The sequence below is a fragment of the Novosphingobium aureum genome (assembly GCF_015865035.1).
Taxonomy (GTDB): domain Bacteria; phylum Pseudomonadota; class Alphaproteobacteria; order Sphingomonadales; family Sphingomonadaceae; genus Novosphingobium; species Novosphingobium aureum.
Window position 1 is genome coordinate 1,738,930 of the sequence record NZ_JADZGI010000001.1, and the last position, 23,730, is coordinate 1,762,659.

The 23,730-nt window shown below is 65.4% G+C and carries 25 protein-coding genes and 1 tRNA gene; 17 read left to right on the plus strand and 9 right to left on the minus strand.

All coding sequences use genetic code 11. The annotated features are described in order from the left end of the window. Nucleotides 1-50 precede the first annotated feature (50 nt). The 5 genes from bamA (at nucleotide 51) to I5E68_RS08265 (ending at nucleotide 4,956) form a co-directional block, all read left to right on the plus strand. Nucleotides 51-2,699, plus strand: a complete 2,649-nt coding sequence (bamA, locus tag I5E68_RS08245) for an outer membrane protein assembly factor BamA (RefSeq protein ID WP_197162813.1) — start codon at nucleotides 51-53, stop codon at nucleotides 2,697-2,699. After that, nucleotides 2,699-3,379 (plus strand): OmpH family outer membrane protein, encoded by a 681-nt coding sequence (locus tag I5E68_RS08250; protein WP_197162815.1) that lies wholly within the window; start codon nucleotides 2,699-2,701, stop codon nucleotides 3,377-3,379. The genes bamA and I5E68_RS08250 overlap by 1 nt, the downstream gene beginning before the upstream one ends. A gap of 22 nt (nucleotides 3,380-3,401) precedes the next feature. Continuing rightward, nucleotides 3,402-3,854, plus strand: a complete 453-nt coding sequence (fabZ, locus tag I5E68_RS08255; protein WP_197162817.1) for a 3-hydroxyacyl-ACP dehydratase FabZ — start codon at nucleotides 3,402-3,404, stop codon at nucleotides 3,852-3,854. A gap of 94 nt (nucleotides 3,855-3,948) precedes the next feature. Further along, nucleotides 3,949-4,176, plus strand: a complete 228-nt coding sequence (gene rpmE, locus I5E68_RS08260) for a 50S ribosomal protein L31 (RefSeq protein ID WP_197162819.1) — start codon at nucleotides 3,949-3,951, stop codon at nucleotides 4,174-4,176. Between the two features lie 219 nt (nucleotides 4,177-4,395). Further along, nucleotides 4,396-4,956: a superoxide dismutase family protein gene (locus I5E68_RS08265; RefSeq protein ID WP_197162821.1), complete on the plus strand. Its 561-nt coding sequence runs from the start codon at nucleotides 4,396-4,398 to the stop codon at nucleotides 4,954-4,956. A 39-nt stretch (nucleotides 4,957-4,995) separates the two neighbouring features. On the opposite strand, the gene I5E68_RS08270 is transcribed toward I5E68_RS08265, so the two are convergent. Then, a complete protein-coding gene (locus I5E68_RS08270; RefSeq protein WP_197162823.1) occupies nucleotides 4,996-5,628 on the minus strand; it encodes a prolyl hydroxylase family protein in 633 nt (210 codons plus the stop codon). Nucleotides 5,629-5,807: 179 nt separating this feature from the next. Between I5E68_RS08270 and I5E68_RS08275 the strand changes: the two genes are divergently transcribed. From I5E68_RS08275 to I5E68_RS08315, 9 genes are all read left to right on the plus strand, one after another. Next, nucleotides 5,808-5,884, plus strand: a tRNA-His gene (locus I5E68_RS08275). 145 nt (nucleotides 5,885-6,029) lie between these two features. Continuing rightward, nucleotides 6,030-6,788, plus strand: coding sequence for a heme ABC transporter permease CcmC (ccmC, locus tag I5E68_RS08280; RefSeq protein ID WP_197162826.1), 759 nt, complete (start codon nucleotides 6,030-6,032; stop codon nucleotides 6,786-6,788). Then, nucleotides 6,788-6,928, plus strand: a complete 141-nt coding sequence (locus I5E68_RS08285; RefSeq protein WP_197162828.1) for a hypothetical protein — start codon at nucleotides 6,788-6,790, stop codon at nucleotides 6,926-6,928. The genes ccmC and I5E68_RS08285 overlap by 1 nt, the downstream gene beginning before the upstream one ends. A 4-nt stretch (nucleotides 6,929-6,932) precedes the next feature. Continuing rightward, nucleotides 6,933-7,385: a cytochrome c maturation protein CcmE gene (ccmE, locus tag I5E68_RS08290; RefSeq protein ID WP_197162830.1), complete on the plus strand. Its 453-nt coding sequence runs from the start codon at nucleotides 6,933-6,935 to the stop codon at nucleotides 7,383-7,385. Continuing rightward, complete coding sequence (locus I5E68_RS08295; RefSeq protein ID WP_197162832.1) at nucleotides 7,382-9,349, plus strand: heme lyase CcmF/NrfE family subunit; 1,968 nt, start codon at nucleotides 7,382-7,384, stop codon at nucleotides 9,347-9,349. Before ccmE ends, I5E68_RS08295 begins: the two co-directional genes overlap by 4 nt. Continuing rightward, nucleotides 9,346-9,903: a DsbE family thiol:disulfide interchange protein gene (locus I5E68_RS08300; protein WP_197162834.1), complete on the plus strand. Its 558-nt coding sequence runs from the start codon at nucleotides 9,346-9,348 to the stop codon at nucleotides 9,901-9,903. Before I5E68_RS08295 ends, I5E68_RS08300 begins: the two co-directional genes overlap by 4 nt. Then, on the plus strand, nucleotides 9,900-10,382 hold the full coding sequence (locus I5E68_RS08305) for a cytochrome c-type biogenesis protein (RefSeq protein ID WP_197162836.1): 483 nt from the start codon (nucleotides 9,900-9,902) through the stop codon (nucleotides 10,380-10,382). Before I5E68_RS08300 ends, I5E68_RS08305 begins: the two co-directional genes overlap by 4 nt. Then, the gene (locus tag I5E68_RS08310; RefSeq protein ID WP_197162838.1) at nucleotides 10,379-11,143 is read left to right on the plus strand and encodes a tetratricopeptide repeat protein; all 765 of its coding nucleotides are present in this window, start codon (nucleotides 10,379-10,381) and stop codon (nucleotides 11,141-11,143) included. The genes I5E68_RS08305 and I5E68_RS08310 overlap by 4 nt, the downstream gene beginning before the upstream one ends. Before the next feature lie 91 nt (nucleotides 11,144-11,234). Then, nucleotides 11,235-13,217, plus strand: coding sequence for a potassium transporter Kup (locus tag I5E68_RS08315; RefSeq protein WP_228726886.1), 1,983 nt, complete (start codon nucleotides 11,235-11,237; stop codon nucleotides 13,215-13,217). A 46-nt stretch (nucleotides 13,218-13,263) separates the two neighbouring features. Here the strand turns inward: I5E68_RS08315 and I5E68_RS08320 are convergent, their stop codons facing one another. From I5E68_RS08320 to I5E68_RS08350, 7 genes are all read right to left on the minus strand, one after another. Then, nucleotides 13,264-14,322, minus strand: a complete 1,059-nt coding sequence (locus I5E68_RS08320; RefSeq protein ID WP_197162840.1) for a nucleoside hydrolase — start codon at nucleotides 14,320-14,322, stop codon at nucleotides 13,264-13,266. A gap of 90 nt (nucleotides 14,323-14,412) precedes the next feature. Continuing rightward, entirely contained in the window at nucleotides 14,413-15,087 is a 675-nt protein-coding gene (locus tag I5E68_RS08325) for an inner membrane-spanning protein YciB (protein ID WP_197162843.1), read from the minus strand. After that, nucleotides 15,087-16,061 (minus strand): signal recognition particle-docking protein FtsY, encoded by a 975-nt coding sequence (ftsY, locus tag I5E68_RS08330; RefSeq protein ID WP_197162845.1) that lies wholly within the window; start codon nucleotides 16,059-16,061, stop codon nucleotides 15,087-15,089. Before ftsY ends, I5E68_RS08325 begins: the two co-directional genes overlap by 1 nt. Further along, entirely contained in the window at nucleotides 16,058-17,236 is a 1,179-nt protein-coding gene (locus I5E68_RS08335) for a MiaB/RimO family radical SAM methylthiotransferase (protein WP_197162847.1), read from the minus strand. Before I5E68_RS08335 ends, ftsY begins: the two co-directional genes overlap by 4 nt. Nucleotides 17,237-17,249: 13 nt before the next feature. Next, a complete protein-coding gene (gene dapF / locus I5E68_RS08340; RefSeq protein ID WP_197162849.1) occupies nucleotides 17,250-18,068 on the minus strand; it encodes a diaminopimelate epimerase in 819 nt (272 codons plus the stop codon). 61 nt (nucleotides 18,069-18,129) lie between these two features. Further along, nucleotides 18,130-19,815 (minus strand): putative bifunctional diguanylate cyclase/phosphodiesterase, encoded by a 1,686-nt coding sequence (locus I5E68_RS08345; protein WP_197162852.1) that lies wholly within the window; start codon nucleotides 19,813-19,815, stop codon nucleotides 18,130-18,132. 179 nt (nucleotides 19,816-19,994) lie between these two features. Beyond that, entirely contained in the window at nucleotides 19,995-20,945 is a 951-nt protein-coding gene (locus tag I5E68_RS08350; protein ID WP_228726887.1) for an isopenicillin N synthase family dioxygenase, read from the minus strand. Between the two features lie 97 nt (nucleotides 20,946-21,042). Between I5E68_RS08350 and I5E68_RS08355 the strand changes: the two genes are divergently transcribed. The 3 genes from I5E68_RS08355 (at nucleotide 21,043) to I5E68_RS08365 (ending at nucleotide 22,249) form a co-directional block, all read left to right on the plus strand. Next, a complete protein-coding gene (locus I5E68_RS08355) occupies nucleotides 21,043-21,456 on the plus strand; it encodes an EVE domain-containing protein (protein WP_197162854.1) in 414 nt (137 codons plus the stop codon). 161 nt (nucleotides 21,457-21,617) lie between these two features. Next, nucleotides 21,618-21,800 (plus strand): CsbD family protein, encoded by a 183-nt coding sequence (locus I5E68_RS08360; protein ID WP_197162857.1) that lies wholly within the window; start codon nucleotides 21,618-21,620, stop codon nucleotides 21,798-21,800. A gap of 218 nt (nucleotides 21,801-22,018) precedes the next feature. Continuing rightward, a complete protein-coding gene (locus tag I5E68_RS08365) occupies nucleotides 22,019-22,249 on the plus strand; it encodes a hypothetical protein (protein ID WP_228726888.1) in 231 nt (76 codons plus the stop codon). Nucleotides 22,250-22,335: 86 nt separating this feature from the next. Here I5E68_RS08365 and I5E68_RS08370 read toward each other — a convergent pair whose 3' ends face one another. Continuing rightward, nucleotides 22,336-23,643 (minus strand): MFS transporter, encoded by a 1,308-nt coding sequence (locus I5E68_RS08370; RefSeq protein WP_197162862.1) that lies wholly within the window; start codon nucleotides 23,641-23,643, stop codon nucleotides 22,336-22,338. Nucleotides 23,644-23,730: the final 87 nt, after the last annotated feature.

The window sequence follows — 23,730 nt, forward strand, 5'->3', positions numbered from 1 at the left end:
GGGGAGTGGTCTGTGAACTCGCGAAAGCGATTATCGGGAATTTGCGTAGAATGATCGGATTGGAAATGGTTCGCAGCACGGGCGCCGGGCGCAAGACGCAGGTGGCTGCAGTGCTCCTGGGGACCACGATCCTCGCCGGGGTTCCGGCGGTGGCCTTTGCACAGGAAACCGAAGCCGGGGCCGCCAGTGCACAGGCTCCGGTCGAGACGATCAAGTCGATCTCGGTCAAGGGCTCGCAGCGCCTCGAGCAGCAGACCGTGCTGTCCTACATCGACCTGCGCGTGGGCCAGCCCTACAGCAAGGCCGCAGCCGACGGCGCGCTCAAGGATCTCTACGGAACCGAGCTGTTCAAGAGCGTCGAGGTGACCAACGAGGGCGGCAACGTCGTCATCGAGGTCCAGGAGAACCCGGTGGTCAACCGGATCATCCTCGAGGGCAACAAGCGCATCAAGAACGACAAGATCCTGCCCGAAATCAAGGTCGCGCCGCGCCAGATCTTCACCCGTTCCAAGGTTCGCGCCGACGTTGCGCGCATCATCGAGCTGTACAAGCGTCAGGGCCGCTATGCAGCGACCGTCGAGCCCAAGATGGTCATGCTCGACCAGAACCGCGTCGACATCGTCTTTGAGATCACCGAGGGCGACAAGTCCAAGGTCCGCCAGATCAACATCATCGGCAACGAGGCCTTCTCGGACGGTGACCTGCGCGGCCAGATGGTGACAAAGCAGGCGCGCTGGCACCGTATCTTCTCGTCGGGTACCAGCTACGACCCCGACCGCATGGCCTTCGACCAGCAGAAGCTGCGCCAGTTCTACCTGACCGAGGGCTACGCCGACTTTCGCGTCGTCTCGGCGGTGGCCGAGCTTACGCCGGACAAGAAGGACTTCATCATCACTTACGTGGTGGAGGAAGGCGAGCGCTACAAGTTCGGCGACGTGAAGGTCGAGAGCCAGTTGCGCGACTTCGACGGCGACAAGCTGGCGGCCAACCTGCCGATGAAGGCGGGCGACTGGTACAACGCCAAGCTCGTCGAGGACACGATCGAGAACCTGAACAACACCGCAGGTGCCTTCGGTTACGCCTTCGCCGACGTGCGTCCGCAGTACGATCGCAACAAGGAAGACCTCACCATGGGTCTGACCTTCGTGATCCGCGAGGCACCGCGCGTCTACGTCGAGCGCATCGACATCAACGGCAACACGCTCACCCAGGACAAGGTCATCCGCCGCGAGTTCCGTCTCGCCGAGGGTGACGCGTTCAACTCGCTGCAGGTGCGCCGTTCGACCAACCGCATCAAGTCGCTCGGCTACTTCCAGGAGAAGTTCGAGGTCGAGCAGAAGCCGGGCAGCGCCGAAGACCGCATCACGCTCGAGGCCAACGTCGAGGAGAAGCCGACCGGCGAACTCCAGCTCTCGGCCGGTTTCTCGAGCCTCGAGAGCTTTATCTTCCAGGCCTCGATCCGCCAGCGCAACTTCCGCGGTCGCGGCCAGACGGTGGGCCTTTCGGGCAGCTATTCGCGCTACTCGAAGTCGGTCCAGGCGAGCTTCGTCGAGCCGTACCTGTTCGACAAGAACGTGTCGCTGGGCGTCGACATCTACCGCCGCGATTACAACAACTTCAATTATTACAACTCGAACCGCAACACGAACTACGAGCAGACCACGACAGGCTTCCAGATCCGTGCCGGCCTGCCGCTGACCGAGTACATCACCGCGGTCGGGCGCTATACGCTCAACTACGACGACGTGTCGCTGAGCGAGAGCCAGTTCTACTCGATCAACGATCAGGGCGAATATGCCTGCGATCCGCTGCGCGCCGGTCGCTATCTCTGTGACGCGCTCGGCAAGCGCCTGAGCTCGATCCTCGGATTCTCGCTTATCTACGACACGCTCGACAACCGCGTGCGCCCCTCGCGTGGCACCAGCGCGTCGGTCAACATCGACGTCGCGGGTCTTGGTGGCGACGTGAAGTATGCGCGCCTGCGCGCCAATGCCGCCAAGTACTGGTCGCTGGGCAAGGGCTTCATCTTCTCGCTCTCGGGCGAGGGTGGCATCATCAAGCCCTATGGCGGCAACGACGTGCGCCTGACCGACCGCTTCTACCTCGGCCAGCCGCAGATGCGCGGTTTCGCCATCCGTGGCCTTGGCCCGCGCGTGCTGCGCCAGTATTACAGCGGCCCGATCGACGACGATACCTCGAGCATGACGAGCGATTCCGACGACGCGCTCGGCGGCAACTACTATTACATGGGCCGTGCCGAGATGGAGATTCCGCTCGGTTCGGGCGCTCGCGAGATGGGCCTGCGCCCTTCGATCTTCGTCGATGCCGGCGCAGTGTGGGGCACCAAGCGCCCCGAACTGAGCGATTGCGGCAACGGCTGCTTCATCGGTTCGCGTGACAGCGACGGCAACCAGATCTATTACGAGAACAATGGTACGCCGAACGAGTACGACCAGGAAAACGTCGTTCAGACGACCGACCCGACGACGAACGGCATCGCGAACTTCGCCGTCGGCAACAACAGCTATTTCACCGAATCCTATCTCGGCGACACCTGGCTGCCGCGCGTGGCGGTCGGTTTCGGCGTGAACTGGAATTCACCATTCGGACCCTTCCGTATCGATATCGCCAAGGTGCTCGTGAAGCGCGAGGGCGACGATACCCGGGTCTTCTCCTTCAACGTGGGAACGCAATTCTGATGAAAACTCTTCTCAAGACTCTCGCGCTCGGCACGAGCATCGCCCTCGCTTCGGTTGCCGCGCAGCCGGCGCTGGCTCAGGAAGGCGGCACCGTGGTGCAGGGCATCGCGGTCGCGGACTTCGAGCGCGTCATCGTCAACACCAATGCCTTCAAGACGGCAGAGCAGCAGCGCCAGACCACCTACAAGGCGCAGCTCGATCAGGCGCGCACCCGCAGCGATGCGCTCAACGCGCAGCTCAAGCCGCTGGTCGACAAGTTCAACGCCGATCGTCAGGCTGCCAACCCCAACGAGGCAGCGCTGCAGCAGCAGGCCCAGCAGATCCAGCAGATCCAGCAGGCTGGCCAGCAGGAGCTCCAGCAGATCCTCGCACCCGTCTCGCTGTCGCGCGCCTATGTCTCCGAGCAGATCGAGGACAAGCTGAACGACGCGGTCAAGGCCGCGATGAACAAGAAGAAGATCTCGATGCTCCTCAACCCCGAGGCGATCGTGGCGATGAACAACGGCGCCTACAACCTCAACCAGGACATCCTGAACGAGCTGAACACGCTGATCCCCTCGGCACAGATCACCCCGCCGGCAGGCTGGCAGCCGCGTCAGGTCCGCGAGGCCCGCGCCCAGCAGCAGGCCGCCGCTGCCGCACAGCAGCCCGCTGCCGCCGCGCAGCCGGTCGGCCGCTGATCGTAGCTCGGGAAGAACCGTCATGAGCGAGCAGCCCGAAGGCGCATACGACATCCCCCGGATCCTCGAGGCGCTGCCGCATCGCTACCCGATGCTGCTCGTCGACCGCGTGGTTTCCTTCGAGGAGGAGGAAATCCACGCGGTGAAGGCGGTGTCCTTCAACGAGGACTTCTTCCAGGGTCACTTCCCCGGCAAGCCGATCATGCCCGGCGTCCTCCAGATCGAGGCGCTGGCGCAGGCAGCGGGGATTCTCGCGATCGAGAAGCTCGGTCTCGCCGGTACCGGCAAGCTGGTCTATTTCATGGGAATCGAGGAAGCCAAGTTCCGCAATCCCGTGATGCCCGGCCACCTGCTCGACCTGCGCGTTGGTTTTCTCCAGAAGCGTGCACGCGTGTGCAAGTTCTGGGGCAAGGCCTCGATCGGCGACAAGGTGACCTGCGACGTCAAGTTCACCGCGATGATCGCAGACGCCTGACCGGCAGAGCTTGCATTCCGCGCAGCCCCGATGTAAGGGCGCGCCTTTCACAGGCAGGCCGGTCGGAACCGGCCAATTGCAGAGAGATTACGACATGAAGGCCGATACGCACCCCGATTACCACATGATCACCGTCCAGATGACTGACGGCACCACCTTCCAGACCCGCTCGACCTGGGGCTCGGAAGGCGACACGCTGGTTCTCGAAGTCGATCCGACGACGCACCCGGCCTGGACCGGTGGTACGCAGCGCGTGAACGAAGGCGGCCGTGTCGCCCAGTTCAACAAGCGCTTCGGCGGTCTCTCGCTCAAGAAGAACTGAGCCGGTCAGAGCTGAACGCGTCGCTCCTCGTGGGGCGATGCTGGAAAGGCGGCCCCCTTGCGGGCCGCCTTTTTCGTTTGTGGCTCGAGCCTTGTCTGGTGGGCGCAGTACGGACGGCTTGCCAGGGGGCGGTGCATTCGGGCAGGTCTGTGATGCAACCCCAAGGCGTCTCGCTGCATTCTCGGTATGACGTCCGCAGGAGAGAGAGGAATTCGAACGATGTCTATTCCCGCCACTGGCCGCAAGGCTGCGATCTTCGGTCTCGCGCTCGCGAGCCTCGGTCTTGGAACCCCGGCCTTGGCCGATCATCACGAGGAAGCGGGCGAGATGGTCCATGCCACGTTGATCGGCGCTGACGGCGCCTCTCACGGCATGGTCATGGTGCAGGATACGCCCAGCGGCGTGCTGATCACCACCCAGCTCGAAGGCCTGCCCGCAGGCACCCATGCCTTCCACTTCCACGAGAAGGGCATGTGCGAGCCGGCGGAGGGCTTCAAGACGGCGGGAGGCCACTTCGCGCCGATGGTGTCCAAGCACGGCCTCATGGTCGAGGGCGGGCCGCACGGCGGCGATATGCCCAACCAGACGGTCGCCGCCGACGGCAAGCTCGAGACCCAGATTCTCAATACCGGCGTGACGCTCGCTGCGGGCCCCAAGAGCCTGTTCGACGCCGACGGTTCGGCGCTGGTGATCCACGCCGGGGCCGACGACTACAAGAGCCAGCCTTCGGGTGATGCGGGCGGGCGAATCGCCTGCGCGGTGATCGCTGCTCCCAAGTAAAAGATTGGTGTGCCGGGCAGGGGCCGGGGCGACCTTCGGTCAGCCCCAGGGCCTCTCCCGGTACCATTGGGTGATCACGTACTTAAACCCCTTGCGCACCTTCATCGCGTGATGGAGCGTTGCCGGATTGGGGGTGCCGTCGGGGCGCTGGTTGTTCCAGCACACCAGCTTGCCGGCCTCGGGCTGGATGATCTTGTCGATCACCTTGAAGCGCGTCGCCCCGCCAGCCTCGACGCTGTTGAGGTAGACCATGAAGGTCCAGGTACGCTGGCCCGCGACCGCGCAGTACTTCTCGAACTCCGGTCCACGCGGCTCGAAGTAGTCGGTGTGGGCCTTGAACTCCTGTCCGACTTCGTAGCGCTGGCCTTGCAGGGGTTCGGCGTGGGCGGGGTCGATACCCGAGTATTCCGCGATCCGGGCCGCGAGCGCTGCGACTTCGGGGTCGTCGCGCGACAGATCGCAGGTCGAGCTGGTGCGGAACACGTCATCGCCGTTGTAGTCGGCTACCGTCGAGGGTCGGTGTTCGGCCTCGATTTTGGCGATCAGGCGCTCGCACAGTTCGGCTGAGATGAATTCGCGCGCGACGAACATGTCGATTCTCGGGGAGGGCACGCGCTGCACGCCCGGATGCGACTGCAGAACTTCGCCCGGTGATTCGTGGACCTTTGTCATACCCGGCTTCTAGCCCCGGCCCGTGCCCGTGAAAATCGCACGAGTTTGGCTGAAGGTGACTTTTTTGCTTGGCAAGCCTGCCGCTCTCGTGCAAAGGCGCGCTCCCGCACCGATGACGCTTCGACGTTACCCCGGTGCGATAGGTCGGCAGGCCCGAAAGGGCCTTCAAGCGACATGTGGCGATTGTAGCTCAGTTGGTCAGAGCGCCGGTTTGTGGTACCGGAGGTCGTGGGTTCGAACCCCATCAATCGCCCCACTTTTCCCATTCTATCCGGTTTTTGCGTGTTCTGTTCGGATTTCGCACGCGCACCTCGTCCTTTGGGTCAGACCACGGGTGAAAACCGTGCGGCTTTGACATGAGTCACTTGCTCCTTGCGCGGGCCTGACTAGAAGTTGCGCCTATGCATGGCTTTGCCAATCCGGCCCGTTTCCTCAAAATCGCTCGCTGGCTCATGCCCCTGTGCATGATCGCGGGCTGCGTGATCGCCCTTGCCGCGCTTGGCTGGGGCCTCTTCCTTGCGCCTGCCGAAAAGCTGCAGGGCGAGACGGTGCGTATCGTCTACCTGCACGTGCCCGCCGCCTGGCTGGGCATGGCCGGGTGGATGGGCATTGCCGGCGCGAGCTTCACCCAGCTCGTCTGGCGCCATCCGCTCGCCGGTATCGCCGCGCGCGCCTGCGCGGTGCCCGGTGCGGTCTTTACTGCCGTCTGCCTCGTCACCGGCTCGCTTTGGGGCCGTCCGGCATGGGGCACCTGGTGGGTGTGGGACGGGCGCCTGACCTCGATGCTGGTGCTCCTGTTCCTCTATTTCGGGTGGATGGCGCTCGCGCAGGCGAGCGAGGCCAGCGACGCTGCGGAAGGCGAGAGCGGTTCGCTGGCGCCTGCGATCTTCGGGCTGGTCGGTGCGGTCAACATCCCCATCATCCACTATTCGGTGCTGTGGTGGAACAGCCAGCACCAGCCGCCCAGCATCACCATGGGCAAGTCGGCGATGTCGGGAGACTTCCTCTATCCGCTGCTCGCCGCGATGCTCGGTTTCACCCTTATTTTCGCCGGTGTCGTGCTGGCGCGCATGCGCGCGATCCTCGCCGACCGCCAGGCCGAGGCGCGCCTGCGCCGCAAGGCCATGGCCACCGGCTTTTCTCCGCGAGGTCAGGCCTGATGCGCGAAGCCATGGATCCCTGGACCTTCGTGGTCGCCTCCTACGTCATCGGGGTCGGCGCTACGGCCGCGATGGTCGCATGGTCGCTGCTTTCGATGAAGCGGGCCGAGAAACGCCGCGAGCAGGCAAGGAAGCGTTGAGATTATGGCCGTGAAGGCAAAGCACCAGCGGCTCGTGCTGCTCATCCTCGCCCTCGTCGTGCTGATCGGCGCAGGGCTGCTTGCGGCCTGGGCGCTGCGCAACCAGGCCAGCTATTTCTATGTGCCCAGCGAGATCGTCGCCGATCCGCCCGCGCCCGATCGCGGCGTACGCCTTGGCGGCATGGTCGAGAAGGACTCGATCCAGACCCAGGCCGATGGCGTGACCATCGCCTTCATCGTCGAGGACGGGAAAGCACGGGTGCCGGTCACCTTCAAGGGCATCGTGCCCTCGCTTTTCGTCGAGGGTTCAGGCGTCGTCGCCGAAGGGCGCATGGGCGCCGATGGCACTTTCGTCGCCGACAACCTGCTCGCCAAGCACGACGAGAACTACGTCCCGCGCGAGATGCAGGAAATGACCGGCAAGCAGGCCAGGCAGGTGGTGGCAGAGACCCAATGACCGCAGAAATCGGACTTGCCTCGCTCTGGCTGGCCGCTGCGCTGGCCGCCCTGCAGCTTTTTGCCGGCGCCATGGGGCTTACCCGCAAGGGCGAGACGTTCGCTGCGCTGGTGCGTCCGGTTGCGGTCGTGCAGGGCCTGCTCGCGCTGCTCGCCTTCGCCTGCCTGATCCGTCTCTTCGCGGTGACCGATCTGTCGGTCAAGCTGGTCGCGCTCAACTCGCACTCGCTCAAGCCGCTGGTCTTCAAGATCGCGGCCTCCTGGGGCAATCACGAGGGCTCGATGCTGCTGTGGGTGACGGTCATGGGCCTTGCCGGCGGTTTCGTCGCGCTGGTCGAGCGCCGCTTGCCCGAGCGCACGATGCTCGCGACGCTTGCCGGGCAGGCCTTCGTCAGCCTTGGCTTCTACGGCTTCCTGCTTATCGCCTCGAACCCGTTCGAGCGGCTGAACCCGGTGCCGCGCGAAGGGCAGGGGCTCAACCCCTTGCTGCAGGACCTCGGGCTCGCGTTCCACCCACCCACGCTTTACCTCGGCTACGTCGGGCTCTCGATCGCGTTCAGTTTCGCCATCGGCGCGCTCGTCACGCGCGAGGTCGGCCCGGCCTTCGCCCGCGCGATGCGGCCCTGGGTGCTGGGCGCCTGGATCTTCCTGACGCTGGGCATCACTGCCGGCTCCTATTGGGCCTATTACGAGCTGGGCTGGGGTGGCTGGTGGTTCTGGGACCCGGTCGAGAACGCCTCGCTCATGCCCTGGCTCGCCGCGACCGCGCTGCTGCACTCGGTCAGCGTGCTTGCCGCGCGCGACGCGCTGCGCACCTGGACCGTGATGCTGGGCGTCGTCGCCTTCTCGATGTCGATGATCGGCACCTTCCTCGTGCGCTCGGGCATTCTCACTAGCGTCCACGCCTTCGCCGTCGATCCCGAGCGCGGGACCTTCATCCTCGCGCTGCTCGCGATCAACATCGGCGGCGCGCTGACGCTCTTCGCGATCCGCGCGGCAACGGTGAGCGAGGGCGAGCGCTTTGCCTTCCTAAGCCGCGAGGGCGCGCTGGTGTTCAACAACGTCATGCTCTCGGCGATCCTGGGCATCGTGCTGTTCGGCACGCTCTACCCGCTGCTCGCCGAGGCGATGGGCGCGCAGGTCTCGGTGGGGCCGCCCTACTTCAACCCGATGAGCGCGCTCTTCGCGATCCCGATGCTGCTGGTGCTCGCGGTCGGACCGCTGCTGCGCTGGAAGCGCGACCGCTTCGAGCGGGTCGGGCGCGCGCTCGTGATACCCGCCATGCTGGTGGTGGTGGCCGGGATCGCGCTGGTCGTCATGGGCGGCGTCGCGCTGCTGCCGTTCCTCGGCCTCGTGCTGGGCATCGGTCTCGCCGTCGCGAGCTTCATGCCGCTGCGCTCTCGCAACCTGCGCCGCTTGCCGCTCGCGGTCTGGGGCATGGTCTTCGCGCATTTCGGTATTGCCGTGACGCTGATCGGGATGAGCAGCGAGAGCGCCTTCTCGACCGAAAAGCTGGTCGCGGTGAAAGTCGGTGAGACCACGCATGTCGGCCCCTGGGGCGTCAAGCTCGAGCGGGTCGAGCCTGCCGCGGGCCCCAACTGGACCGCGCTCGAGGCGCGCCTGCTGGTCCGCTACGGCCCGGATGGCGACGTCACGCGCATGCTGCCGCAGGCGCGCAGCTTCTGGGCGCCGCCGCAGCAGACCAGCGAATCGGCGCTGCTGACGCGCTGGAACGGGCAGCTCTACGCGGTGCTCGGCGGTGAGGGCGCGGACGGTCGCTGGCAGCTGCGGCTCTGGTGGAAACCGCTGGTGACCCTGATCTGGATCGGCGGCCTGCTGATCGGCTTCGGCGGTCTGCTCGCGCTCATCGGCCGCGTCGTTGCCGACCTTAGGCGTATCTCGCTGCAAGGCCGGATCGCCTGGCGCAAGGACGGCATGAGCAAGCTGCGCGAGGGCGAGCGATGAGCACGCAGGACACCAGGCACCGCGCCCCGCGCTGGGCGATCTGGCTGCCGCTGGCGCTGTTCGGGCTCTTCACCGCGCTGGTGCTCGTGGGCCTGCTGCGTCCCGCCGACCGCACCGTGGTCAGCGCGCTCGTCGGCAAGCCGATGCCGCAATTCAAGTTGCCCGCAGCACTGCCCGATCGTCCCGGTCTCGACAGCGCGGACTTCGCCAAGGGCAGTCCCCGGCTGGTCAACATCTTCGCCAGCTGGTGCATTCCCTGCCGGGTCGAGGCCCCGCAGCTGGGTGCGCTCGCCAAGGCGGGCGTGCGGATCGAGGGCATTTCGGTGCGCGATTCGACCGAGAACCTGCGCGCCTTCCTCTCGCAGAACGGCGACCCCTTTGCGGCCATTGGCGCCGACGACGACGGTCAGGTCCAGCTCGCGCTCGGTTCCTCGGGCGTGCCCGAGACTTACGTCGTCGATGGCAAGGGTCTGATCCGCTACCAGCACGTCGGCGAGATTCGCCCCGAGGACGTGCCGCTGATCCTCGAGAAGCTGAAGGAGGCCGGACAATGACACGGCTTGGACTTCACCTTGCATCGCTGATGCTGAGCCTCGCGCTCGTCCCGGCCCCGCTTCAGGCGCAGGAGGAGCAGTCGACCGCGCCTTATGCCTATCGCCAGCTCGACGATCCGGCGAAGGAGCGTCAGGCGATGGACCTCATGGAGACGCTGCGCTGTCTGCAGTGTCAGGGCCAGTCGATCGCCGACTCGGACGCGCCCATCGCGGGCTCGATGCGCAGCCTCGTGCGCGAGCGCATCGCACGCGGGGAAAGCCCCGAGGACATCCGCAGCTGGCTGATCGAGCGTTACGGCGACTACGTCAGCTACGCGCCGCAGCTGACCGCGCTGACATGGCCGCTCTTCGTGGTGCCTGCGGTCTTCGTCCTGCTCGCGCTGCTTTTGCTGCGTCGCCGCTTCGCCGGTTCGCGCACGCTTCGCGCGCAGGACTCCGTCCAGATTGACGACGCAGACGAAGAGGAGGGCCGGCCATGACCTGGATCGTGATCGCGGTGCTCGCGCTGCTGGTCTTCCTTCTCGCCATCTTCCTGTTCAAGGTGCCGGCAGGCGCGCGCGAGGCTCTTGCCGCGACGCTGCTGCTCGGTATCGCCGGCTATGCGCTCCAGGGCTCGCCGGGGCAGGTGGGCTCGCCCAAGGCGGCAGCACCCGATTCGCCGGAGGCCTCGGCGCTGCTGGTCGATGCGCGCGCGCAGATCAGCAACAGTACCATCCCGCCGACCAATCGCTGGGTCATCATTGCCGATGGCCTTTCGCGCAACGGACAGAACGCCGCTGCCGCGCAGATTCTGCGCTCTGCGGTCGACGAGGACCCGAAGAATGCGGAGGCCTGGCTCGCCATGGCCAATGGCCTCGTCGCCCATGCCGACGGCACGCTTACGCCTGCGGCCCGCTACGCCTACGAGCGTGCGGCCAAGGCTGACGACAAGGCTCCGGGCCCGCCATTCTTCCTTGGTCTCGCGCAGGCACAATCGGGCGAGTTTCTGGAGGCTCGCAAGCTCTGGGCGGGCCTGCTCGAGGACGCGAAGCCCGATGCGCGCTGGCGTCCGGTGGTTGAGGCGGAACTCGCGCGGCTCGATGCGTTTATCGAGGCCAACGGCATGCGTGGTGAAGCAGCGCCGACGCCCGCAGGAGCAGGCGGAGCGGCAGGCGCGGATAAGATGTCCGGGGCGAACGAGGTCACGCCCTCCGTTGCAGGCCCTGCAACTGGCCCATCGCGGGGCGAAGGCGGGAGCTGAGCAAAGTTGCTAGCCCTAACGCTAGCTGCTAACGGCCACAGCCTTGCCGCAGATGCGAGACAGGGGTCTCCATCCATGACGGGACGCGCGAATGAGTGATGCAACTTCGGTAACGTCCGATGCCGCTGGCCCGGCTAATCCGGAAGGCGAGGACAAGCGCCTCGTCGGAGCGGGCGCGGGCAACGGTCATGGAGGCGGGCACGGTTCCGGCAAGATCGCCAAGCTGGCCTTCGGCGCGGTCGGTGTCGTCTTCGGCGATATCGGTACCAGCCCGATCTACGCTTTCCGCGAAACCTTTGTCGGCCCGCACCCGCTGGCTATCGACGAGCTGCATATTCTCGGCGTCGTCAGCCTGATCTTCTGGTCGATGACGCTGGTCGTCTCGATCCAGTACGTCGGCATCCTCATGCGCGCGGACAATAAGGGGCAGGGCGGCAGCCTGGCTCTCGTCGCGCTGATCTCGGGATCGATCCGCAAGTCGGGTTATGGCGGCCTGATCGTCATGCTCGGCGTGTTCGCGACCGCGCTGTTCTACGGCGATTCGATGATCACGCCCGCGGTCTCGGTGCTTTCCGCGGTCGAGGGCCTGACCGTCGTGCAGTCCGACCTGCAGCCCTTCGTCATGCCGATCGCGTTGATCCTGCTGGTTGGCCTTTTCGTCCTTCAGAAGAGCGGAACGGCGAAAGTCGGTGCGCTGTTCGCGCCGGTCATGGTGACCTATTTCTCGATTCTCGCGATCCTTGGCCTCTACCATTTGGTGCAGATGCCCGAGGTGCTCGTCGCGCTGAACCCGTGGTACGCGATCCAGTTCTTCCTCACCGACAAGGTGCTCGGCTTCCTTGCACTGGGTTCGGTCGTGCTGGCGGTGACCGGCGCAGAGGCGCTCTATTCGGACATGGGCCATTTCGGACGTGGCCCGATGCGCCTGTCCTGGTTCGGCTTCGTCATGCCGTGCCTGCTGATCAACTATTTCGGCCAGGCCGCGATGATCCTCAGTCTCGACGATGCGCAGCAGGCGCTGGCGATGGAGAACCCGTTCTTCAACCTCGCACCCGAGAGCCTGCGCCTGCCGCTCGTGATCCTCGTCAGCTGCGCCGCCTTCATCGCCAGTCAGGCCGTGATTTCGGGCGCCTTCTCGATCACGCATCAGGCGATGCAGCTGGGCTTCATCCCGCGCCTGTCGACCCGCCACACCTCCGAGCACGAGGTCGGCCAGATCTACATTCCCTTCGTCAACTGGGCGCTGATGACCGGCGTGATCGTGCTGGTGCTGGTGTTCGAGAACTCGTCGAACCTCGCCTCGGCCTACGGTATCGCGGTGACGGGTGCGATGCTCATCGACACCTGCCTGATGAGTGTGCTGCTGATCGTGCTGTGGCGCTGGAAGCCTTGGCTGGCGATCCCGGTCATCGTCACCTTCTTCGTGGTCGACGGTGCCTACTTCGCCGCGAACGCGACCAAGATTCCCGATGGCGGCTGGTTCCCGCTGCTGATCGGCGGTGTGGCCTTCACCCTGCTCACGACCTGGAACAAGGGCCGCCGCCTCATGCGCGACCGCATGACCGAGGCCGCGCTGCCGCTCAACGTCTTTGCCAAGAGCGCGCACGGCAGTGCCGCGCGGGTTCCCGGCACGGCGATCTTCATGGCTTCCAGCAACGTCGGCGTGCCTTCGGCGCTGCTGCACAACATCAAGCACAACAAGGTGCTCCACGAGCGCGTGGTCGTCCTCACCGTCGAGGTTCAGGACGTGCCTTATGTCGAATCGGGCGAGCGCTATTCGGTCTCGGACCTCGGACAGGGCTTCTACCGCATGACGCTGCGCTACGGCTTCATGGAGGAGACCGACGTGCCCTCCGCGCTGGCGCATAACCAGATGTGCGGTGCGCCCTTCGAGATGATGAAGACCAGCTTCTTCCTCTCGCGCCAGACGCTCGTCGCTTCCGAAAAGCCGGGCATGGCAATCTGGCGCGAGAAGCTCTTCGCGTGGATGATGCGCAATGCCGCAAGCGCGATGGAGTTCTTCCGCCTGCCCACCAACCGCGTCGTCGAACTGGGCAGCCAGCTCGAAATCTGACCGCGCCCAGCGCCGCGCCGCTTGCCTTTGCGTGCCGGAGGCTGGTTCAGCCGCCCACGGCGCGCAGCTTGGCGCGCATGTCGGCGAAGGTCAGGCGCGTATCCACCCGTGTATAGACCCGCATGGGGCGTCCGTCGGGCCGCGCCCCGTAGAGGCCGTTGTCGTCGATGCGCGGGGTCGGCATGGCCACATAGGACGAGGATGAGGGATCGGCCTCGAACGAGGACTGGAGGGCGGTGAGCGTGACGAGCGGATTGTCGCCGAGCACATAGGTTTCGCCTAGCCCCGGTTTCTCACCCTTGGTCGCCTCTTCGTAGAAACGGTTCACATGAGCGATCTTGTCGCACAGATAGGCTCCGATAGGACCTCCGCGCGCCAGTTCGTCGAGCTCTGCGTAACTGAAGAGCGTCTGGCGATAGGCGTCGCGCGGAACCTGCCAGATTTCGATGTCCGATTCGTTGAAGACGACCTGCGCGGCCTCGGTGTCGATCGTGAGGTTGTACTCGCTGCGCGTGCCGCCCGGAGGCATGGCCCCGAGCCCGGCATGTTCGCTGCCGCCGATCCAGACCAGCTTCAGCCGCTTGCCGATGCGCGGTTCCTTGCGCCAGGCAAGCGCGAGTTCGGTGAGCCCGGCACCGGCGGCGTAGAACAGAGGCAGGTCGGTGTCCTCGCGCATCGCTTCGCGGATGATCGCGTCGGTGGCGGGGCTCGTGTCAGGACCTGCGCTGTTCATCGCCCGTTCGCTGCCAGCGACAATCGGTGACGTGGCCTCGTAATCCGGGATCATCGCAAGGAGTTCGCGCGCGCGCCTCGCGCCGTCAGCGGCGACCTTGGCGTCATCGTACCACACCTCGCCGGGATGCAGGTGGCTGGCGATGATCAGTGGGATTTCGACCGAGGGGCTGAGTGCGTGCTGGAGCAGTTGGAACAGCCCGTCCGGATCGCCTGCGAAGTCGTTGTCGACCAAGACGCGCATGCGCGGCTGTACGATGGCCCGCAGCGATGGAACCGAGGCGGATGCAGCGCGGGCGCCGACAAGGGCGCCCAAAAGCGAGGCCGTCAGCAATGTCGAGGCCTTGCGGCGCGTGAGCTTCGTCTCGATCATGATCGGCACCTCGTGTTCAACCTCGCAATGTAACCGTTATCATAACGGCCTGCGAGGCGATCACAAGATGCCGAAAGGCTGATCGCGCCTTCAGTCGTGCGGCGGGTTCTCGATCAGCTCTTCCTTGGCGTCCTCGCCCATGCCGTGGCGCATGACCATCGGCAGCTGCGCGAAAGTGAACACGAACGAGAGCACCGTGAAGCCCCATAGCTTGGCCTGAAGCCAGGCATCGAAGCTGACGGTGAAGACCAGCACGGTGTTGATCACCGCGAGCAGCGCGAAGAACCAGGCCCAGTTGCGCGAGAGCTTCATCCAGCCGGTCTCGTCGAGCCCCTCGAAGGCCGATTGCAGCAGGTACTTGAGCATGGGCTTGCCGCGCGCGAGGCCGATGAACAGGACAGCCGAGAACATCAGGTAGACCGCGGTCGGCTTCATCTGGATATAGATCGCCTCGCGGAAGATCACGGTCAGCGCGCCAAAGCCCATGATCAGCGCCGTGGTCAGCCAGAGCATCGGCGAGATCTTGCCCAGCCGCCATTTGGAGAGAATCAGCGCAACGACCGTCGCGCCCATGAAGGCGATGGTGCCCTTGATCACCGCTGCGACGGTACCGAGGGTGTCGTTCGCCTCGGCGGGCGAATAGTGCCGGTAGGCGAGGAAGAAGACGAGCAGCGGGCCGAAGTCGACGACGAGGTTGACCCAGCTCGACTTGGGCTTGTCCTTGGCGGTTTCGGGAGCGTCGCCGTTGCGGGGCTTAGTGTTCATCACGCGATCCCCGCGATGACCCGGGCGAGAAGGTCCGGGTTGAAGGGCCTGAGGTCGTCGATCTTTTCGCCGACGCCAATGGCATGGATGGGCAGGCCGTACTGTTCGGCCGCGGCGACGAGCACGCCGCCGCGCGCGGTGCCGTCGAGCTTGGTCATGATCAATCCGGTGACGCCCGCGACTTCCTTGAAGATCTCGATCTGCGAGAGTGCGTTCTGCCCGTTGGTGGCATCGAGCACGAGCACCACGTCGTGCGGAGCCTCGGGGTTGAGGCGGCCGAGCACGCGGCGGATCTTGGCGAGCTCGTCCATCAGCTCGCGCTTGTTCTGGAGGCGCCCGGCGGTGTCGACGATGAGCACGTCGGTGCCGTCGTCGGTTGCCGCCTTGACCGCGTCGAACACCACCGAGGCGGGATCGCCACCCTCGGGGCCCTTGACGATGGGCACGTCGAGCCGCTCGGCCCAGACGCCCAGCTGGCCGATCGCGGCGGCGCGGAAAGTGTCGCCCGCCGCCAGCATCACCGCATAGTCCTGCTCCTGGAAGAGGTGCGCGAGCTTGGCGATGGTGGTGGTCTTGCCCGAGCCGTTGACGCCGATGGTGAGGATCACCTGCGGACGCGGGAAGGCCACGATGTCGAGCGGCTTGGCGACCGGGCGCAGGATATCGGCGATCTCGCGGGCGACCACTTCCATGATCGCACGCTCGTCGCCGCTGTCGATCTCGCCGCGCTCGAAGCGCTCTTGTGCCAGACGCTCGCGAATGCGGGCGGCAGCACGCGGGCCGAGATCGGACATGATCAGCGCATCCTCGATCTCGTCGAGCTGCGCATCGTCGAGCCGCGACTTGCCGACGATGCCGGACAGGTTGCCGGTCAGCCGCTCGGAGGTCTTGCGAAAGCCGCCGAAGAGGCGCTCCGACCAGTCGCCGCCCGGTGCCTGCGCGCCCGTGCCCAGAGCCTGGTTGTCGTCACTCATGTTTCCAGTATTCCTTCGACTGCCCCCTGCGGCACGACCTCGAGGAGGGTGCCCGGGACGGTATCTGCGGGAAGGCGCACCCGCGCGTAGTTCGGCGCGTGGCCGGTTCCGCCTCTTTCGGCGAGCACCCATAGCGGCTGGCCTACCTGCGCGGCAAGCCAGAGCTCGCGCTGATCCGCGATTGCCTCGCGCAATTCGCGTGCACGGCGCCGGATCACCTCGCCATCGACCTGCGGCATGCGTGCGGCAGGCGTTGCGGGGCGCGGCGAATAAGGAAAGACGTGGCCGTGGACCACCGGCAGCGCAGCGATGATCGAGAGGTTGTCGCGGTGCGCGGCCTCGTCCTCGGTGGGAAAACCGGCGATCAGATCGGCGCCCACCGCGATTTCCGGGCGCCGATCGTGCAGGCGCGCGACGAGCGCCATGGCATCGCTGCGCGAATGGCGCCGCTTCATGCGCTTGAGGATGAGGTCGTTGCCGTGCTGGAGCGAGAGGTGGACATGCGGCATCACCCGCGTCTCGCCCGCGAGCAGCTCGAACAGGCGTTCGTCGACCTCGGCCCCGTCGATGGAGGAAAGGCGCAGGCGTGCAAGCGCCGGGAAACGCGCGAGGATCGCTTCGCATAGCACGCCCAGCGCCGGGGCATCGGGCAGGTCTGCCCCCCATGACGTGAGATCGACGCCGGTGAGCACGATCTCGGCGACGCCCGCCTCGAGGTGTACCGCGACATCGCCGAGAACCTCAGCGATGGTGCGCGAGCGGCTGGGGCCGCGCCCTTGTGGGATGACGCAGAAGGTGCAGGCGTGATCGCACCCGTTCTGAACCTGCACGAAGCCGCGCGTATAGCCACGCCGCTGCCTGGCCGGAGGGGCGGCGGGCACGTTCCAGGCGCGCGGGTCGAGCTTGGCGGTGTTGGCGACGAGGCCGTCGACCTCGGGCATGGCCGCGAGGGCTTCGCGCTCTACCTCGGCGGCGCAGCCGGTGACGAGGAGACGCGCTTCGGGGTGCGCGCGCCGGGCCTTGCGGATCGCCTGGCGGGTCTGGCGGACGGCCTCGGCAGTCACCGCGCACGAGTTGATGACGACGAGGTTTTCGGCGCCGCCGAGCAACCCGCGCAGTTCCTCGCTTTCGGAAATGTTGAGGCGGCAGCCGAGCGAATGGACTTCGAGGGTCATTGCCCGAAATTCCTCACTGCTGCGGACCGAAGTCCCCGACCTCGAAGCTGCCGCGGAAGCTCTCGGTGGCCGGGCCGGTCATGACGATGACCTCGTCCTCGCGCCACTCGATCACCAGCGGACCGCCGGGCAGGGTGACACGCACGCGGCGGTCGACCAGCCCGCGCTTCATCGCGCCGATGGCGGTGGCGCAGGCACCGGTGCCGCAGGCGCGGGTCAGCCCCGCACCGCGCTCCCACACGCGCAGCGTGATCGCGTCGCGCGCCGTGATGGCGGCGACGTTGACGTTGATGCGCTCGGGGAAGATCGGGTCGTTCTCGACCAGCGGGCCGAGCCGCTCCATGGCGATCGCGTAAGGATCCTCGACGAAGAAGATCGCGTGCGGATTGCCGACGTTGACCGCGATCGGGTTGACCAGTTCCTCCCAGGCCACCGGCATCGCATGGGTGTCCATCGGATAGGCGAGGGGGATCGCGTTCCAGTCGAAGCGCGGCTTGCCCATCTCGACCGAGATGCCGGCCTCGCACGGGCTGGCGGAAAGGAGTCCGGCGACGGTCTCGATGGAGATCGCGCGGCCTACCAGCAGGCCGACGGCGCGGGTGGCATTGCCGCAGGCCTCGACCTCGCTGCCATCGCAATTGAAGATGCGCATGCGCAGGTCCGCGGCGAGCGAGGGTTCGAGCACGATCAGCTGGTCGCAACCGATCCCGGTACGCCGGTCGGCAAGCGCGGCGGCAAGGCTGGCGTCCATCCGGGGCAGGCTCTGGTCGCGCCCGTCGAGCACGACGAAATCGTTGCCCAGGCCATGCATCTTGGTGAAGTCGATCCGCATGGCTCGCGATCTAGGTGCTGCGGGCTGCCAGGTCCAGTAATTGTGTGCGCCGGGGCACCGTTCAGGCGCGGCGAGCCTCGAGTTTGGCCTGCTCGGCGCAGATCGCTTCGCCGGTCACGGGCAGGGACGTTGCCGAAAGGGCGATGGGGCTTTCGCCGGAACCTTGCCGAGCAAGTGCTGCATCGCTGAGCCATTCGCCGAGCTGTCCGGCGGGGCGCGGCTGGCCGTAGAGGTAGCCCTGTCCCTTGAGATCGCCGTATTGCATGAGGTGTTCGAGCACGTCGGCGGTCTCGATGCCCTCGGCGGTGATCGGCAGGTTGAGCCCCTTGCCGAGCAGCGCAAGCGAATGGACGATGGCGGCGTTGTCCGCATCGCTGCCCACGCTGGTGACGTAGCTGCGGTCGATCTTGATGCGATCGAAGGGTAGCGAGCGCAGCTGCGCGAGCGAATTGTAGCCGGTGCCGAAATCGTCGAGCGTGACCCGGATGCCCTGGTTCTTGAGACTGGTGAGCAGCGAGCGCACTTGCGTCAGGTTCTGGTGCAGGCAGCTCTCGGTAATCTCGATCTCGAGCCGCTCGGGCGGGAAATTGGCTTCGACCAGCAGCTTCAGGAGCTTTTGCGCGAACCAGGGATCGCGCAGCTGCATCGGCGAGATGTTGACCGCGAGGCTGAGCGAGGGGTCCCATTCGCGCGCATCCTCGAGCGCCTGGCGGATCACGAGTTCGGAGAGCTCGGCAATGGCGCCGATGTCCTCGGCGATGGGAATGAAGATCTCGGGCGAGACGAGGCCGAGCGTGGGCGATTTCCAGCGCGCGAGCATTTCGAAGCCGGTCAGCTTTCCGGTCTGCAGGTCGATCTGGCGTTCGTAGAAGGGCACGAACTCGCGCTTGCGCATGCCTTCGCGGATCTGGTTCTCGAACTGGGTGCGAAAGCGCATCTCTTCGCCCATCTGCGGGTCGAACCAGTCGAAGCTGTTCCGCCCGCGATGCTTGGCATGGTACATCGCCACGTCCGCTTCCTCGAGCATCGCGTGTGCGCTCACCGGGCGTCCGGCAATGCCCGGCTTGTCCGAACGGGAAAGGCCGATCGAGGCGGTGACCTCGACGGTGACCGTACCGGCACGGGCGGTCCGGCCGATCTGGGTCAGCAAGGTCTCGGCAAGGCGGTCGACCTGTTCGCGGTTACCCGGTTCGAAGGGTACGGCCAGCGCGAACTCGTCGCCGCCGATACGGCTCATGGCGCTGCCCACGGGGACGATACGGGCGATGCGCTCGGCGCATTCGCGCAGCAGTTCGTCGCCGGCGCTATGGCCGTTGTAGTCGTTGACCAGCTTGAAGTTGTCGAGATCGATCATCACGAAGGCGACGGCACGGTCTGCCTTGTGTGCCTCGGCTACGAGCTCCTCGGCGCGCGCGTGGAAGCTGCGGCGGTTGAGGAAGCCGGTCAGCGGGTCGGTCTCGGCGAGGTGTCGTGCGTCGGCTTCGGCCTTCATGCGCTCGACCAGTTCCTGGCTGAGCTGGCGATAGCGGCTCCACCCGAAGATGATGATCGCGATGTTGAGAACGAAGGCATTGACGATGAAGCGGTCGGGGCCGGGGCCATGTCCCATCCAAGAGGCGACGATGTCGGGGCCGATTGCCGAGCCGGTCGCGATGAACAGCAGGATCGAGGCCGTGACGATGCCCAGCGCGACCACATCGAACGGGCGTGTGCCCTCGATGCGTGTCGACCCGTTTGTCGCTGTCATGGCAGTGCCCGGCACCCGTGTCCCTTTCCGTGTCCCCGGTATGTCCACTAGTGCTCAGCTCTGAAATTTTCGTTAAGTGAGTAACCCTAGATACTATCCCGGGGCCCACAAACGCCAACGGGAGGGCACATCGCTGCACCCTCCCGCATCGCATTCGAACAGGCCGGAGTTCGGCTGGATCAGGCGATAAGGCCAATCTCGCGCAGGCGCTCGTTGAGATAGTCGTCCGCGGTGATCGAGACCGGGTAGCGGTCCGGGTTCTCCTCGGAGATGCACTGCGGCAGCGTGACGAAGGGGAAGTCCGAGCGCAGGTGCAGGAAAAACGGCATCGAGTAGCGGCTGAAACCGGCGCGTGCGCCTTCGGGATTGCGCACACGGTGCGTGGTCGAGGGCAGCACGTGGTTGCTCAGGCGTTGCAGCATGTCGCCGATGTTGATCACCAGCGCGCCTTCGGGCGGAGCGACCGAGAGCCATTCGCCGTTCTTGCCGAGCAGTTCGAGGCCTGCCTCTTCCGCGCCGAGCAGCAGGGTGATGAGGTTGATGTCCTCGTGCGCACCGGCACGGATCGCGCCGCCCGCGCCTTCGCCGACCGGGGGATAGTGCAGCAGGCGCAGGACCGAGTTGCCGTCCTCGATCGCGGGATCGAACCACTTTTCATCGAGGCCGAGGTCGATGGCGATTGCCGAGAGAATCTGCGCGCCGACTTCGTCGAAGCGGCGATAGAGCTGCTTGAAGGTTTCCTCGAAGCCCTCGATCTCGGCAGGCCAGACGTTGGGGGCCATGGACTCGGCGAGCGGCGAGCCTTCGGGCAGGTCGCGGCCGACGTGCCAGAATTCCTTGAGGTCCTTCTCGGTCGCGCCCTTGGCGACTTCGGTCTTGAACGGGGTGTAGCCGCGCGCACCGCCCTTACCCGCGAGGTGGTAGTGCATCTTGGTCTCGACCGGCAGCTCGAAGAAAGCGCGGGTGAGTTCCCAGGCGCGATCGATCAGCGCCTGGTCGATGCCGTGGTCGCGCACCATCGCGAAGCCGAATGTGCGAAAGCTCTCGCCGATGCGGGCGGGGAGGTCGGCGCGGTCGTCCTCGAGCGAGAGAACGGGAATCCGGGCCAGGTCGATCTGGTCTTGAGCCATCTTTGATGCATTCCGTACTGAATCGTTTATGCGCCCCCCATAGAGGCTTTTGGCTCTCCAGTCGAAACCCAATGATGCCGAATTGCAAAGGTGAACAATGGCAAAGCGCTACTGGCTGATGAAATCCGAACCCGACGCCTACGGCTGGGACGATCTGGTCAAGCAGGGCGAGGGCACCTGGGACGGCGTGCGCAATCACCGGGCCGCCAACAACCTGCGCGCGATGGAGGTGGGCGACGAGGCGTTCTTCTACCACTCGAACATCGGCCTTGCGGTCGTCGGCATCATGGAAGTGAGCGAGGCGGGGCTGATCGACCCGACCGACCCCGAGGGCAAGTGGGCCGCGGTCAAGGTCACGCCGGTGCGCAAGCTCAAGCGGGCGGTCACGCTCAAGCAGATCAAGGCCGATCCCGCGCTCGCCGATATCGAGATCGTGAAACAGTCGCGCCTCTCGGTGGCAGAGATCAGGCCCGAGGAATGGGCCCGCATCATCGAGATGGCGGGCGGCTGAGTTCAAAAGGCAGCAGTGCTGCCGGTTTCGTCGCTGGGGTGGCACAGCTTGCCGCGCGACGGTGCGGTGCTGCAACTTTTTCCCGGTGTTCTACGTTGGTTCTTGTGAAGGCGCGATGATTTCGACACCGCGTTTAACAAAGAAATCAAGGAGATATCATCATGGGTGAGCTCAAGGACAAGGTGAAGGGCCTCAGCAACGAAGCCGCTGGCAACGTCAAGCAGGCACTCGGCGATGCGCGCAACGATCCCGAGCAGAAGGCCGAAGGCATTGCTCAGGAACGCAAGGGCGAAGCTCAGCAGGGCATGGGCAAGGTCAAGGGCGCTCTCGGCGACAAGGTCTGACCACACACATTGCTTCGGCGGTACCTTGTGACTGCCGGAACACGACAGAAGGGCTGCCTTATGGCGGCCCTTTTTTGTGGTCGGTGCTGGCGCTCGGCGCACTGTCTGGAGCGAGGCCTTCGCCCCATCGAATCACCTTCACGTCCCACTATGGGAACTCCCTGAGATCCGGCTGGTTGAGTGGTAAATAATCACTTAACGTCGGAGGCATGAGGAAGATGAAGCGCAGAGCACTCGTTCTTAGCAACGAATCCGCCGGCCACTGGTTGCGTCGTTCGCTCCCGGCCCATGTCCTGCATGTCTCTAGCGCCGAGCGCGAGGCCGTCGCAGGCGCCGCGCTCGCCGATACGAAGGCGGCACAGGCCTGGAAGATGAGTGGTGGCGACTGGAAGAGTTTCGCGACGAGCTACAGCGCCTGTCTCGTGGCCATCCTGACTTTCATCATGTGATCGCGGCGTCGACTGCAGAGACGAGAAAGGGGAGCACTTGGCTCCCCTTTTTTGTGGGCGCGGCAGATGCAGTCGGGGGACGTCGTTCAGCCTGCCAGCTTCTCGGCACGGTAGAGGCGGTATCCCAGCCATGCCGATGCGAGGCAGCTACCCGCAACGACCAGCAACTGCTTGACGAGCGGCATGCCGAACTGGCTGAGCGCCATGGCGACGCCTGCGCCCACCACCATTGCGCCCGAATTGACGATGTTATTCGCTGCAATCGTGCGCGCGGTCTGCGACTTCTCGACGAAAGTGGTGAGAAAGGCATAGAGCGGCACCACGAACATGCCCCCCGCAACCGCCACGCCCAGCAGCGTGAGCATCAGCGGGATCGCCATCGGCTGGACCATGAAGGTCGCGACGTCCATCAGCTCCTTGGGCCCCGAATATGGCGGCCAGTTCTCGCAGACGAGCTCGAAGGCGAGCAGGAACAGGCCCATCGCGATCACCGAGACCGGCGAGTAGCGCGCCGAGACCTTGCCCTTGAGCAGGGCATTGATCACGACCGAGCCGATCGCGACGCCGATCGAGAAGATCACGAGGAACAGGCTCGCCACTTCCTTGGCGGCGAGCAGGATGTTCTTGGCGAGCGGCGGGAACTGGATGAACAGGATCGTGCCGATCGCCCAGAAGAAGCTGATCGAGCCAACCGCGAGGAATATGCGCTTGTCCTTCATCGTTGCGCGCACCAGCCGCACCGGGGCGCGCAGCAGGTGCTTGTCGAGCGGCTCGACCTTGCCCATGGGCGGTGCGGCAGGCACGCTGCGGCCCGAGACATAGCCGATCACCGCGACGACGATGACGCCGATTGCTGCGGCATCGACGCTGATCCAGCCTGCGACGATGGTGCCGGCCAGAACCGCAATATAGGTCCCCGCCTCGACGAGCCCGGTACCGGCGAGCACTTCGTCGTCCTCGAGGTGCTGGGGCAGGATCGCGTACTTGATCGGCCCGAAGAAGGTCGAGTGCACGCCCATCGCGAAGACCGCGAGCAGCAGCAGCGGGATCGCGACCGTGTGCAGCGCGATGCCTTTCCACGCCATCGCGAGCCCGAGCCCGCCGACGAGCATGATCGCGATCTCGCACAGCTTGATCACGCGGATGATCGCGGCCTTGTCGCGCATGTCGGCGAGCTGTCCGGCGAGTGCGGAGAACAGGAAGAAGGGGGCAACGAAGATCAGCGAGGCCAGCGCGCTGAAGCGGGCCTCGGCGGCCTCCGAATTGTAGACCGAATAGACCACGAAGAGGACCATCGCGTTCTTGAACAGGTTGTCGTTGAACGCGCCGAGAAGCTGGGTCACGAAAAGGGGCAGGAAGCGCCGCGAACGGATCAGTTTTGTCGATTGCGTCATGGAAAAAGCGCGTTGCGGTCCTCGCTCACGGGTCGCGCGGACCATTAATGCGCCGGGCGGAGGGCACAAGCCCTCATCTGGACTTTA